The sequence below is a fragment of the Cohnella nanjingensis genome, from assembly GCF_014212125.1.
GTDB lineage: Bacteria > Bacillota > Bacilli > Paenibacillales > Paenibacillaceae > Cohnella > Cohnella nanjingensis.
Map to the genome: position 1 here is coordinate 58,340 of NZ_JACJVP010000024.1, position 14,130 is coordinate 72,469.

The 14,130-nt window shown below is 56.0% G+C and carries 12 protein-coding genes; all 12 read left to right on the plus strand.

Annotated elements, in window-relative coordinates; genetic code table 11:
- The first annotated feature begins 133 nt into the window (after nucleotides 1-133).
- The gene (locus tag H7C19_RS14180; protein WP_185143317.1) at nucleotides 134-889 is read left to right on the plus strand and encodes a sugar phosphate isomerase/epimerase family protein; all 756 of its coding nucleotides are present in this window, start codon (nucleotides 134-136) and stop codon (nucleotides 887-889) included.
- Nucleotides 890-906: 17 nt separating this feature from the next.
- Nucleotides 907-2,070 (plus strand): Gfo/Idh/MocA family protein, encoded by a 1,164-nt coding sequence (locus H7C19_RS14185; protein ID WP_185143318.1) that lies wholly within the window; start codon nucleotides 907-909, stop codon nucleotides 2,068-2,070.
- A 234-nt stretch (nucleotides 2,071-2,304) separates the two neighbouring features.
- The gene (locus tag H7C19_RS14190; protein WP_185143319.1) at nucleotides 2,305-4,641 is read left to right on the plus strand and encodes an AraC family transcriptional regulator; all 2,337 of its coding nucleotides are present in this window, start codon (nucleotides 2,305-2,307) and stop codon (nucleotides 4,639-4,641) included.
- Between the two features lie 144 nt (nucleotides 4,642-4,785).
- The gene (locus H7C19_RS14195) at nucleotides 4,786-6,423 is read left to right on the plus strand and encodes a type 2 periplasmic-binding domain-containing protein (RefSeq protein ID WP_185143320.1); all 1,638 of its coding nucleotides are present in this window, start codon (nucleotides 4,786-4,788) and stop codon (nucleotides 6,421-6,423) included.
- A 171-nt stretch (nucleotides 6,424-6,594) separates the two neighbouring features.
- A complete protein-coding gene (locus tag H7C19_RS14200; protein ID WP_246469521.1) occupies nucleotides 6,595-7,452 on the plus strand; it encodes an ABC transporter permease in 858 nt (285 codons plus the stop codon).
- Nucleotides 7,453-7,534: 82 nt separating this feature from the next.
- Nucleotides 7,535-8,359 carry a carbohydrate ABC transporter permease gene (locus H7C19_RS14205; protein ID WP_185143550.1) on the plus strand — a complete coding sequence of 275 codons (825 nt, stop codon included), beginning with the start codon at nucleotides 7,535-7,537 and terminating at the stop codon, nucleotides 8,357-8,359.
- Between the two features lie 54 nt (nucleotides 8,360-8,413).
- Nucleotides 8,414-9,346 (plus strand): phosphatase PAP2 family protein, encoded by a 933-nt coding sequence (locus tag H7C19_RS14210; protein ID WP_246469506.1) that lies wholly within the window; start codon nucleotides 8,414-8,416, stop codon nucleotides 9,344-9,346.
- Between the two features lie 366 nt (nucleotides 9,347-9,712).
- Entirely contained in the window at nucleotides 9,713-10,588 is an 876-nt protein-coding gene (locus H7C19_RS14215) for an NAD-dependent epimerase/dehydratase family protein (RefSeq protein ID WP_185143322.1), read from the plus strand.
- Between the two features lie 340 nt (nucleotides 10,589-10,928).
- Nucleotides 10,929-11,603, plus strand: coding sequence for a response regulator transcription factor (locus tag H7C19_RS14220; protein ID WP_185143323.1), 675 nt, complete (start codon nucleotides 10,929-10,931; stop codon nucleotides 11,601-11,603).
- Nucleotides 11,604-11,607: 4 nt separating this feature from the next.
- Nucleotides 11,608-12,903: a sensor histidine kinase gene (locus H7C19_RS14225; protein WP_185143324.1), complete on the plus strand. Its 1,296-nt coding sequence runs from the start codon at nucleotides 11,608-11,610 to the stop codon at nucleotides 12,901-12,903.
- 124 nt (nucleotides 12,904-13,027) lie between these two features.
- Nucleotides 13,028-13,435: a hypothetical protein gene (locus H7C19_RS14230; protein WP_185143325.1), complete on the plus strand. Its 408-nt coding sequence runs from the start codon at nucleotides 13,028-13,030 to the stop codon at nucleotides 13,433-13,435.
- A 1-nt stretch (nucleotide 13,436) separates the two neighbouring features.
- Nucleotides 13,437-14,114: a PspA/IM30 family protein gene (locus tag H7C19_RS14235; protein ID WP_185143326.1), complete on the plus strand. Its 678-nt coding sequence runs from the start codon at nucleotides 13,437-13,439 to the stop codon at nucleotides 14,112-14,114.
- Nucleotides 14,115-14,130: the final 16 nt, after the last annotated feature.

Below are 14,130 nucleotides of genomic sequence, written 5' to 3' on the forward strand. Positions count from 1 at the left end.
TAGCTTCAGTCTAGGCGATGACCGCTATATTTGCAAGGTTATCGCGTCGATTCACAATGGTGCATCCGCGCCCCGTAACTATAATGAAGGGGTGTAGATTCGATTCGAAATGACTGAGGAGGAGCTCAATACGATGCTTCTAGGCGCACAGCTGTATACGGTTCGATCCTTCCTCCAGACGGAGGAGGACATCAGACGCACCCTTTATAGGATTGCAGAAATGGGCTATCGCTCGGTCCAGGTTTCCGCGATGGGCCCGATCCAGCCGAAGACGCTGCGGGCGATCTGCGACGAGCTGTCGCTGAAGATCGCGCTGACGCACACGAACCCGGATCGCATTCGGAACGACACCGAGCGGGTTATCGAGGAGCACGATATTTACGGCTGCGACTATATCGGCATCGGCGCGATGCCGGACAAGTACCGCGAGTCGGACTGGTATGGCTACTTCTCGAAGGACTTCCTGCCAGCCGCCAGACGCATCGCAAAGGCCGGCAAGCTGTTCATGTACCACAACCACAACTTCGAGTTCGAGAAGATCGGCGGCAAACGGTTGATCGAGCGGCTCGTCGAAGACTTCGCGCCCGAGGAGATGGGCATCACGCTGGACACGTACTGGGTGCAGGCGGCGGGGGCGGATGTGGTCGAATGGATCGGCAAGCTGAAGGACCGGCTTCACTGCGTCCATCTGAAGGATCTGGCGATGAGGGGGACGGAGCCGCTGATGGCCCCGGTGCTGGAGGGCAATATGAACTTCCACGCCATTCTGAGAGCGCTTGAGCAGTCGAGCGTCAAGTATTTGCTCGTGGAGCAGGACGTATGCCAGACGAGTCCGTTCGACTGCCTGCGCACGAGCTACGACAACCTGGCCGCGCTCGGCTATCGATAAAGGGAGGCACGCCTGAGATGACGAACAAACTGCGCATCGGCATTATCGGCATGGGCAACATGGGCTCGGACCACGCGAAGAAGCTGGCTCGCGGCACGGTGCCGGAGGTGGAACTCGCCGCCGTATCCGAGATGGACGCGGCTCGTCTCGAAGCGACGAAGGCGTACCTGCCGGCGGACATCGGCTACTTCTCGAGCGCGGACGCCCTGATGGACAGTGGGCTGTGCGACGCGGTCCTCATCGCGACGCCGCACTACGATCATCCGCGGCTCGCGATTATGGCGTTCGAGCGGGGGTTGCACGTCCTGTGCGAGAAGCCGGCCGGCGTCTACACGAAGCAGGTCCGCGAGATGAACGAGAAGGCGCAGGCGAGCGGCGTCACCTTCGCCATGATGTTCAACCAGCGGACGAATCCGATGTACCGCAAGATGCACGAGCTCGTGAACGGCGGGGAGCTGGGCGCGATCAAGCGGGTCAACTGGATCATCACCGACTGGTACCGCACCCAGGCTTATTACGATTCCGGCAGCTGGCGCGCGACGTGGGCCGGCGAAGGCGGCGGCGTGCTCATTAACCAGTGCCCGCATAACATCGACCTGCTCCAATGGATTTGCGGCATGCCGGCGAAGGTGCGCGCCTTCTGCCATGAAGGCAAATGGCACCGGATCGAGGTCGAGGACGACGTGACTGCCTACCTGGAATTCCCGAACGGCGCTACCGGCGTCTTCATCACGACGACCGCCGACCTGCCGGGGACGAACCGGCTCGAGATCACGCTGGAAATGGGGAAGCTGGTCTGCGAGAACGATGCGATCACGCTGCACAAGCTGAGCCGGAACGAGCGCGAGTATTGCTTCGAGTCCAAGGACGGGTTCGCGCGGCCTTCGGTCGAGGTGTCCGTCGTAAAGGCTGAAGGGGACAACAGCCAGCACATGGGCGTCATCGCGGCGTTCGCGAAGGCGGTGCTGTCCGGCGAGCCGCTCGTGGCGGACGGCGCCGAAGGCATTCGCAGCCTGGAGCTGTCGAACGCGATGCATCTGTCGAGCTGGCTCGGCGAGACGGTCGAACTGCCGATCGACGAGGAACGGTACTTGGCGGAATTGTTCAAGCGGATCGCCGCCTCCGGGCAGAAGGCGACAGAGGCGGTCCTGTTCGATCCGCAGGGCAGCTTCGGCTCCTGAGACGACGATGATCCGATCGGCGGGCGGCGCTGCGGCGCCGCCTGCTCTCCCGTAAGGCGTACCCAGGCGTACCGGCGCCCGATGTGCCGGCAGGCGGGCGTACGCTTATTGGCGTACGCCCGCGGGCGGGTGCGGGACGGGATCCCAAGCCCTCGAGCAGCCGACTGGCCGAGCGGCCGATCCGATTCGCTTATCGCCCTTAATTGTAAACGGTTACGGAAAGGGGTTGGTGAAATGGGAACCAAGGAGAGCGCGGGCCGTTACCGCTGGCTGCCGTTCAAAGGAGCTTGGTCGGCCTTGTTTTGGTCATACATGGCGATCCTGCTGTTGCTCATCGTCATCGGCAGCCTGCTGTACTGGCGCGCCAACGTGGTGGTCGAGCTTTCCGTCGAGCGGACGAACTCGGCCATGCTGGGCCAGCTGCGCGAGCTGGCGGACGGTCAACTGCAGCTGATCGAACAGCTCGAGCAGCAGATTGCGAATCATCCGAAGCTGTATCAGATGATCAACACGAAGGCGTCGATGTCCGATCGGGAGCGGTACGACATGATCGAGATGGCGGACGAGCTGGAGCGGTACAAGCTGCTGACGCCGTTCATTTCCGACTTCTACCTTTACTTGCCGAAGTCCGGGACGATGCTCGGGCCGGGGGTCAAGACGACGCCGGCGTTTCTGTTCGACAAGGCCGAGCAGTTCGACGAGATGGGCGAGCAGGATTGGCTCCGCCTCTTCGACAGCGGCTACCACTACCGCGAATTCAAGCCCGGCCTGCATGTCACCGACGCGATGGGCGTGCGCGGCGACGTGATCGTGTACATGCAGACGATGCCGCTCGTCGACCGCTCGAAGCGGATGGCGACGCTGTTCATGACGATCAACGAGGGTCAGCTGCGGAAGATGCTGGACACGCTCGCGGAAGCAGGTGGCGGCATCCTCTCCATCGTGGACGCGGACAACCGGATCATCAGCCAGACAACGGACCGGCAACGCGCGCTCCCCTTCGCTTACGCGGACATGCGTGGCGACGCCGGACGGCTGGAAGGACGGTCGGACGGCGAAGACAGCATGGTGTCCTACGCCTCCTCGCGGGTATACGGCTGGAAATACGTGCTGGAGTTGCCGCGCGGCGTTTACTTGAAGGAAGTGAACGAGGTGCGGAACTGGGCGCTGCTGCTGTTCCTGCTGGCCGCGCTGTCCGGCGCTGTCGCATCGCTCTACTTGGCCTATCGGAACTACCGCCCGATCCGCGATCTGGTGTCCGTCGTGACGGGAGGCGGCTCGGCTGCGCTCGCGAGGAGCGGGCCGATCGAGTACGAGATGATTCGTTCCTCGATCCACTCGGCGCGGCTGACGGAGACGGAGCTTCGCGCCCGGCTGACGCAGCAGACGCCGATCATTCGCCACCACTTCCTAAGCCGCTTGATCCGCGGGTACGCGGACCCGCACGAGCTGAGCCCGGAGTCGCTGCGGTTCATGGGCATCCGCTTCGAGTCGGATCGCTTCGCGGTCATGCTCGTCGACGCGGAAGACGGCGGCCGGAGCGAATTCCCGGCGGATCGCGAGGACAAGGAATGGCTGTTCGTCAACTTCGTCATCGGCAATATCGCCTCCGAGCTTGCCGGCGAGCGTCACGTCGCGTACGCGACCGAGCTCGATCAGGGACGCGTCGCTGTCCTGATTAACTTCAGGGGGACGGAGGAGGCGCAGTGGCCGGACGAGCTCGCGGCGATCGGCGATCGGCTCGTCCAGGTGCTCGGCGACCGCTTCGGGATGCGGCTCGCCATCGGCGCGGGCTTCGTCGCGCGCGACATCGGCGCGATCGGCGAAGCGTTCCGCGACGCGCTGAAGCGGCTGGACGAGAGCCGGCAAGCCCGCGCGGGCGATTCGCGGCCCGCGCCTGCCTACTACTACCCGCTCGACATCGAGCAGCAGCTGACCAATTACGTGAAGTCGGGCGAAGAGGAGCGAACGGCGCAGCTGCTGGACGCGCTCTATGCCGACCATGCGGACGGAGGCGAGGCGGGCGGCGCCGTCAGCGGCTACTTTCTGATCCACCTGTCCTCCACCCTGTTCCGCATCGTCCAGAGCACGCCGAAGGCGGACGCCCGGCTCGCAGGCCGACTGTTGGCGCTGGGCCGCGACGGCGCGCGCGACCAGCCGGCGGCGTTCCGGCGGCTGAAGGACGATTTCCTTGAGGTATGCCTGCTCTGGAAGGAAGGACGGAGCGACCAGGGCACCCGCATGCTGCAGACCGTCAAGCGGATTGTGCAGGAGCGCTACGACCAGAACATGCTGAGCGTCGGTCTCATCGCAGACGAGCTCGGTATTACGCAGCCGTACTTGTCTTCCTTCTTCAAGAAGGCGACCGGCCAGACGATTATCGCCTACATCGCGGAGGTTCGAATCGACGCGGCGAAGCGATGGCTCGCCAAGACGGACCGCACGGTCGCCCAGATCGCCGAAGCCGTCGGGTACTCGAACGACATCGGGTTTATCCGTTTTTTCAAGAAATACGAGGGCATTACGCCCGGTCAATACCGCGCCAGCATACGAACGGATTGCTCATCTTAAAAATAGGCGGTGCCCGATCCGACAACTGGCATGCCGATCGAACAAACCGGCCATACGCGACCGTCCCCGTCGGCGTCTACGATAGAGACAAGGCGGCGACGGGATGCCGTCCATCCTATAAGACCACGAGGGGGTCCTTCTATTATGAAGTACGGTTACCAGAAGACCGCGGCCGTGCTGGCCGCGCTGACGGCTATGACCGTCGCATTGTCGGCATGCGCCGGGGGCAATGGCAACAACAGCAGCGCCGCACCGTCTCCGCAGCAGTCGGGAGCGTCCGAGACGCCGGCGGACGGCAAGATCGTGTCGTCGCCGCTGGCGCTCACCGATTACGTCCAATCGGGCACGCTGGCGTCCGGCATGAAATCCTTCAACGATATGGCCGCCTACCAGGAGACGGAGAAGATCACGGGCATCCACATCGACTTCCGGCATCCGACGGTCGGCCAGGAGAAAAACCAGTTCAACCTGCTCATGAGCTCCGGCCAATACCCGGACATTATCGAATGGGGCTGGAACGACTATCCGGGCGGCGGCGTCGGAGCGATGAACGCCGGCATTATTATCCCGCTGAACGACTACATCGACAAGTACGCGCCGAACCTTTCCAAGCTGCTGACCGATAACCCGGACATTCGCAAGGAGATCTCGACCGATGACGGCCGCATATACGCCTTCCCCTTCCTCCGCAGCGATCCATATCTCCGGACGTACCAGGGGCTCGCGATTCGACAGGATTGGCTGGATACGCTGGGGCTGCAGGTGCCGACGACGATCGACGAGTGGCATACGGTGCTGCAGGCGTTCAAGACGAAGGACCCGAACCAGAACGGCAAGGCGGACGAGATTCCGCTGCTCATCGCCAAGGACACGCTTCTCAACTTCAGCAACGTCTTCCTGAACGCGTGGGGCACAACGGGGCGGTTCAACCTGCAGGACGGCAAGGTGGTGTTCGGGCCGATCCAACCGGCGTACAAGGAATTCCTCCAGACGATGCACGACTGGTACGCGGAAGGCCTGATCGACCGCGACTACGCCGCAACGGACGGCAAGCAGAAGGACGCCAAGTGGACCGGCGATGTGCTCGGCGCTTCCGAGCTCGCGGTCGGCGGCGGCATCGGCAAATACACGACGGCCATGGCGGCCAAAAATCCGAAGTTCAACCTGGCAGGCGTTCCTTATCCGACCTTGAACAAGGGCGATAAGCCGGTGCTGGGCCAGCGCGAGCCGATCTTCAACAGCACCGGCGCGGCGATCACGAAGGATAACAAGCACGTGATCGAGACGGTGAAGTGGCTCGACTTCAAATACGGCGAAGTCGGCCATATGCTGTTCAACTTCGGCATCGAAGGCAAAAGCTACGAGATGAAGGACGGCTACCCGACCTATACCGACGAAGTGATGAAAAACCCGGACGGTCTCGCCTTCGCGGCCGCGATCGGCAAATACGCCGTACCGTTCGGCGGTCCGTTCGTCCAGGATAAGCGCTATCAGGAGCAGAACGCTTCGCTGCCGCAGCAAAAGGCGGCGCTGAACACGTGGATGGCGGCTGACAATGACGGCCTGCTGCCGCCGCTGACGTTCACGAACGAGGAATCCGCGCGTCTCGCGGCCATCATGACGGACGTGAACACGTATCGCGACGAGATGTTCGACAAGTTCGTCATGGGCGCCGAGCCGCTGGACAACTTCGACAAGTTCGTCAAGACGATTCAAGGCATGGGCATTCAGGAAGCGCTCGATATCGAGCAGGCAGCATACGACCGCTATCTGAAGCGGTAATGAATCGGTGAGAAATCAGTATCGGTAATGCCGGCTTCGGCGGGGCTCCGGGCGCAGACGTCTCGCGGTCGTCGCGTCCGGAGCCCGTTCACCGGCTGCCTCGCAAGCCGAAGGAGGGTACGGCAATTGAACATCCTGCGCGGTTGGTCCCGCCATAAATATATTTATTTGATGCTGCTGCCGGTCATCGTCTATTACGTCGTCTTCCTGTACTTGCCGATGTACGGCCTGCAGATCGCCTTCAAGGACTTCTCGCCGGCGAAGGGCGTGTGGGGGAGCCCTTGGGTCGGCTTCGATCATTTCGTCTCCTTCTACGACAGCTATTACTTCTGGCGGCTTATCCGCAATACGGTGCTGATCAGCTTCTATGAGCTCATCTTCGGATTCCCGGCGCCGATCCTGCTCGCGCTGCTGCTCAACGAGATTCGGGTTCGCATTTTCCGCAATGTCGTGCAGTCGATTACGTATTTGCCCCACTTCATCTCCATCGTCGTCGTGTCCGGCATGATGATCGACTTCCTGTCGAGCGACGGCATGATCAATCAGCTGACCGGACTGCTCGGACTGCCGTCCGTATCGTTCCTCATCTCGCCGGAGTGGTTCCGGACGATCTACGTCTCCTCGGGCATCTGGCAAGGCGTCGGCTGGGGCTCGATCATCTTCCTCGCGGCGATCTCCGGCATCGACCCGAGCCTCTACGAGGCGGCCAAGTCGGACGGCGCGGGACGCTTCCGGCAGATTTGGCATATTACGCTGCCGGGCATTCTGCCGACGATTATGATCATGCTCATCCTGCGGTTCGGCACGCTGATGGCCGGGGGCAGCATGGAGAAAATTTTGCTGCTGTACAACTCCACGACGTACGAGACGGCCGACGTCATCTCGACGTTCGTCTACCGCCGCGGTCTGCTGCAGATGGATTACGGGTTCTCCGCCGCCATCGGCCTGTTCAACAACGTGATGAACTTCCTGCTGCTCGTAGCGGCGAACCGCTTCAGCCGGAAGATCAACAACACCAGCTTATGGTAGTTACAGTTCGGGAGGTGAGGCTCTCTTGAAGCCGCGAATCGGGTTCGGGGAGCGCGTATTCGATGGGTCGAATACGGTTCTGATGCTTGCGCTGGTCGTCGTTACGCTATATCCGTTCCTCTACGTGCTGTTCGCCTCGTTCAGCGATCCCGCGGACCTGCTCCAACACCGGGGGCTGCTGCTCGCGCCGACGGGCTTCAGCCTCGAGTCCTATAAGCTGGTCTTCGACAATCCGATGATCTCCATCGGCTATCTCAATACGATCCTGTATGTCATCGTCGGCACGGCGCTGAACCTGACGCTCACGAGCTTCGCCGCCTACGCCTTGTCCCGCAAGGGCGTGCGATTCGTCGGTCCGATCATGTTCGCCATCGTGTTCACGATGTTCTTCTCGGGCGGGCTCATCCCGACCTATCTTAATATGAAGCAGCTGGGGCTGCTCGACACCCGGTGGGCGATGATTTTGCCGTCAGCGATCAGCACGTGGAACTTGCTGGTCATGCGAACCTCCTTCGCGAGCATCCCCGCGGCGCTGGAGGAGTCGGCGCGCATCGACGGCGCGAACGACTTCCGCATCTTGCTGCGCATCTTCATCCCGGTGTCGCTGCCGATCATGGCCGTCATGACGCTGTTCTACGGCGTCGGCCATTGGAACGCGTACATGGACGCGCTCATCTACCTGCGCGACCGCAACCTGTACCCGCTGCAGCTCGTCCTGCAGGAGATTCTCATTACGAACAGCACGGATTCGATGATGTCGTCCGTCGCCGACGTGGACAAGGGGCTGCTCCAGGAGACGATCAAGTACGCTACGATCATCGTCGCGACCGTTCCGGTTCTGCTGCTGTACCCGTTCCTGCAGCGCTACTTCGTCAAGGGCGTTATGCTCGGCTCGATCAAAGAATAGGCTGCATGCTGGCGGCTTCGCTTCCCGGAATGGGGAGCGGAGCTTTTTTGTCGTTTGACGGCGAACAATGGCTCTCTTGTCTATACTGAATTGGGGTTTGGGGTAGCCGAACATCGCTTTTTTTATTTTCAGAAAATACAGTCGGTTTTTTCGACTTTTATGGACTTAAGTTGGCAGTACTCATTGTGCGAAAGGCGAATGGCCTGTACCGACTGTTATTTAGAAATCCTTCAGAAAAATCCTCTAAAGCACTTCAGAGTTTATCGTTATGATGGGTTCATTGTTTTTGATCAACCTAATCAGGAGATGAGAAACGTGACCCACCCTGCAAAGCAATCGCCTGCAGTATGGCTGTCTCTTCTATGGCTTGCAGTGATTCCGGTATTGAATATTTTCTATGGCTATCTGAACCACCCTACCGAACACGTCTATAGCCTCGTAACAGACCTAGATCGCCTAACACCATTCGTCCCATCCTTTATTATTCCTTATGTACTTTGGTATCCGTTCAAAGCGGCGGTACTGATCGGACTTGCGTTCAAGGACAGGGCCGTCTATTATCGGACGCTGCTTGCGCTCTGTGGCGGTCTGGTCCTTGCTTATATCGTCTATGCCCTGTTCCAAACGACTGTTCCCCGTCCAGAAGCACTAGACGAGAAGGGCGTCCTCAACCGTATGATCTGGTTCGTGTATAGCCATGACGAGCCGTTCAACTGCTTCCCGAGCATTCATGTGCTAACCAGCTACCTGATGCTTCGGGGAGCAAGGGTATTCGGCCGAACGATTCGGTGGGCAGCTACCATAATGTCCATTCTTATTATCGCGTCCACAGTGCTGATTAAGCAGCATGTATTGGCGGATGTCGTTGGCGGTATTCTAGCCGGTGAGCTGCTGTTCCGATCGGCAGGCATCGCCGTATCATTCCTACGGGGACACCGCATGCGCCAGACTTTGAAAGGAGGCGAGCGTCATATTTCTGCTGAATAAGGAGCGACGCTCGTTCCTATCTCATCGCGGAAGATGACGGCATTTTATAGCGCCACTTCCCAATCTGCAAACAAAGGGGCTGTCCCAAAAGTCATTTTGTGATTTTTTGAGCCCCACTTAGAACTAAATTTCTTCGAGAAAAAGGACCTCAATCTCCATTTTGCAGTGGAATTTGAGGTCCTTTCGTTTGGAAATTGGGAAGATGTTCTCATGTCATGGGAACATATTTGGGACAGCCCCTAAAAAACTTGCCGTTACGGTCAGCGCGGAGAGCCGTATCATAAGTAGTGGTAAAACGGAGGATTGAATTAAACGTTGATGCTGCTATGCTAGATCATATGTATTACATGAAAAGGAGTGAGGACGATGACGATATTAATTACCGGAGCGAGCGGTTTTTTGGGGGCTCGTTTGATAGAGCGACTTGCTAAACAGTATGATGTTCTGTGTATGTCTAGAAACAAACCGAATAGCGATGTGCCTTTTGTGAAGGGGACGTTCGACAGCTTCGAGGATTTGCGTCAGCTCGATAAGTATGAGATTACATCGGTCATACATCTTGCAGCAGTTACAGGCGGATGCAGTGAGGAGGATGGACTTTCCGTCAACTTACTCGGAACAAGAAGGCTGCTCCGTTATTTGCTTGACCGCAGGTGCCGAAAATTCGTCATGGCCAGTTCAATCGCAGCCGTCGGTTGTCTGGACCCAGAGTTTCTTCCCTTAAGCTTCCCTATTGCTGATGATCATCCTTGTTTGGCAACGGATGCATACGGATTAAGTAAGGCCATGGTGGAGGACCTCACGCGATACTTCAGCCGCAAATATACGGATGCCGATTTTATCCATTTGAGATTTGGAAGCGTCGCACCTGATGAAACTTGGTCACCGGAAGTAGTTGACCTTCATACTGCGTTATTTTTACCGATCACACAATTAACGCATGTGCTTGCAAGCGATGTGGTTAATGCCATCGAAAAATCGGTAGAAAGCTCCAATCATACAGGTGTGCGTGTTTACAATGTTGTCGGGCCAGACGCTACTTGCGACGTTCCGGTTATCACGAAATTACGTGCTACTTTCGGGGATGCTAAGCTTGAAGAATTCGATTTTAGCTATTATGAGCAACCAGGGAATGAGCATAAGTCATTGTTTGCGATGGGAAAAATCAAAGAGGAGCTTGGACACGAATCCGTCATGACGACAATGCCGAAAAAAAGAATGCATGCATTGAAAACAATTTAGGAACGGCAAACGGAAATCGGTCAACTGCTCGGCCGCGTACGCCGGATGGTCAGCAGCTTGGCAAAGCGATCAGGAACAAGGAATCGCAAGTTTGGAGATGAATCATTCTCCAGGACAACCGCCACCTAAACGTTGGCAAAAGCCGACGAGGAAGCGCAAGCGTATTTCTGAAAACATACGTTTGCCGTGATCTGCTAAGTGAAGAGGCGCTACTCATGCGCCTCTTCTTCTTTAAATCAGCGATGATTTATAGCTTATCCTTTTCAAGGTTCTCTTTACCACACTTTTACCTTTTCCGTGGTATTCTAGACGTATCTTTCTACGTTCGGCGGTGAACTAGATGAATATTCTTCTTGCGGAAGATGATAAAAAACTGGGGAAATTAGTGAAATATGTGCTGGAGAAGAAAGGCGGCTACCATGTCGATTGGGTAGAAACCGGCGAGGATGCGTTGGATTATGCCGAAGGATCATCTTATGATGTACTGATTTTGGACTGGATGATGCCCCGTACGGATGGAATTGAAGTTTGCAAGAGATTACGAGCTGCGAACTATGGGCAGGCCATTCTCCTGTTAACCGCTAAAGATGCATTACAGGATAAAATACTCGGATTGGATGCCGGAGCGGATGACTATCTGACGAAGCCGTTTGAGATGGACGAGTTACTTGCTCGCCTTCGTTCGCTCACACGGCGTAATTTCGCTCCCATTCAAGCGGATGTTATGACATTCGGGGAATTTACGCTAAATCGTTCGTCTCGTCAATTGTTCAAAAGCGGGGAGGAGATTCTCCTCAGCCAACGGGAGTATCAGATGCTGGATTTATTTCTTCAGAACGTCGGCAACGTTCTGACGAGGGAAATCATTCTGGATCGCGTATGGGGGCTCGGGAGCGAGGTATCCTATAAGAATGTGGATGTCACGGTTAAAATGCTTAGGGACAAATTGGAGGCTGCGCAAGGAGAACCGATGATCCACAGCGTTAGGGGAGTGGGGTACCGATTTGAGAGATAAACATATGAAGAAAGCAGACTTGTTTGTACAAACGCAAAGAAAGTTAACCTACACCTATGCTTGGCTGATCATCGTATTTTTGATGTTGTTTTCCTTGATTGTTTCCGTTTTCTTTCTAGGGATGGCTTATCGGGAACAGCGCCAGATTCTCCAGACAACTTTGTACGCGACAGAGAATGGAAGCGTGGTGATCCCTAATCTGTCCAACTCCCGCGGCGGCGATTTGTATTTTTTCTATATCGTAGATACCCATGGCAACATGATAGCGGGTAGTGAAGCCTTTCCGCAAAACAGGGACGTCAATCTGGAAATGATTGAGCGCTGGCATCCACATCGGGACAAGTTCCGATTGGAATGGCTGCCGGAGTCCGATAACCACCATGACGCCGAACATTCCAGAGAAAGGGACCAGCTGCTTTTTGTAGGAGCGCGTCCGTTTATGACGGATGACGGGAAGGAAGCCTTCATCTATACGGCAAAAGATGTGACCTTTTACTTTGAGGCGTTCCAAAATCTTCTCCTGGTGCTTCTCTTTATTCTCGTTCTCTTTCTTATCGCGTCCATATGGCTAAGCTATTCCATGTCCAAGAAAGCGATGATCCCCATACAACGGGCGTATCGGCAGCAGCAGCAGTTTTTGGCCGATGCGTCACATGAGCTTCGGACACCTCTGAGCGTTATGAATACATCTTTGGATGTCATCGAACTGGAGAACGGCGAAGACTTCTCTCCCTATACCAGAGAAGTCGTGTCGGATATGAAAGAAGAAGTGGGGCGGATGAGCCGAATGGTTCAGCACTTGCTGATGTTGGCCCGTTCCGACTCGGGTTCGGTCGAATTTGAGATGGTTTCCTTCGACTTGGTACCGAAGGTCAGCCAATGGGTGCTGGCTTTTGAAGCCGTTGCACACAAGAAGCAGATCATGATTACGACCCGTCTGCCCGAGGAGATGGAGATTAAGGGAGATATCGAGCGCATCAAGCAGCTGGTGTATATTCTCTTGGACAATGCCATCAAGTACACGTCGGAGAACGGGACGGTTGACGTTGCATTGGGCAGCAATCCCAAACAGTGGTATCTATCCGTACAGGATACGGGCATCGGGATTCCCGAGGATGGCAAGCAGCGGATTTTCGACCGGTTCTATCGGGTGGAGAAGCACCGTTCGCGGGAGGAAGGAAGTGCCGGGCTCGGTTTATCGATTGCGAAGTGGATTGTCGAAGCGCATCGGGGATCGATCGAAGTGGAGAGTTCTCTTGGTGAAGGAAGTACCTTTATTGTGAAGTTCCCCCATGTATAGCATGCTGGGCCCTTTCTCATTGCAAATGAGGAAAGGGTCCTTTTTTCATTTACCGTGCTTTTACTTTTCAGGGCTATAGTGAACGTTGTAGAAAAGATAAATGAAACGAAAGGATGAATGAAGCATGAAATCCGGTAAACCTTGGATGAAGAGAATACTTATCACGGCCGGGATCATCGCCATTGTCGGCGTCGGAATAAACTGGGCTATGGAGAGGGACAGGTCCGACGATGATCATGGGAAACGAAATACCGAACAGTCCATGTCCGTAAGCGCGGGAAAGGGTTGGGGCGGACCCGACGGCCATCATGTAAGAGGGATGGACGGAGAGGGTCACGATCATGAAGGATGGGGTGCCGGAATGGCCGTCGGCGGAACCATTCTCGCAGCCGGATTGCTATACTGGACCGTCAAGAGAAGAAAGAGATCAAGCGCAATGTTTGCAGCGGATGTAACTCCTGTGACCCCTTCCACTTCCGATTTCTTAGACCAATGGGAAAAAAATCAAACGAATACAAAGGAGTCGAATTAACATGGGTATCTTGAAACGGGTAAAGAACTTATTTTTGGCTGAAACGAATGGGTTTTTGGATAAGTATGAACAACCTATCAACATGGTCGATCAATACATTCGCGAGTTCGAACAAGAGCTTGCGAAAGGACAGGGCGCTTTAGCGAATCAATTGTTTATTGAAAAAAGACAAGCTGCGCTTATTGCAGAGACCGAAACAACCATAGAAAAAAGAGAACGCCAGGCTAAGCTTGCCGTGAAGCAAGGTGACGATCATATTGCGAAGCTGGCGTTGCAGGATAAACTGCTGCAAGATAAAAAACTGTCTGCCTACCGTGAGCAGTATGCAACGATTCAGGAGCAAACCAAGGCATTGGAAGAAAAGATTACCCAACTGCTCGTTCAATCAGAAGAATTCAATCACCGCCGGCTTCTGTTGGCTTCTCGGGTAAATGTCGCCAGCTCCCTTAAGGAGATGAACCAGAGCGTAGTTGCTTTTCAAACGGAGAATGTCACAAAAGGATTCGCTCGCGTGGAAGAGAAAGTATTGATGATGGAAGCAGAGGTGGAAGCGATGGCTCATTTTTCTTCGCCAGCCAAGCGATCAGCGCCTCAATATTTGGATCCAAGCCTTACGGCCGATATCGAAAAAGCCTTGGACGAACTAAAACAACAAGCGCAAGAGCAGATTGAGGTTTAGTGATTCATCCAATGAT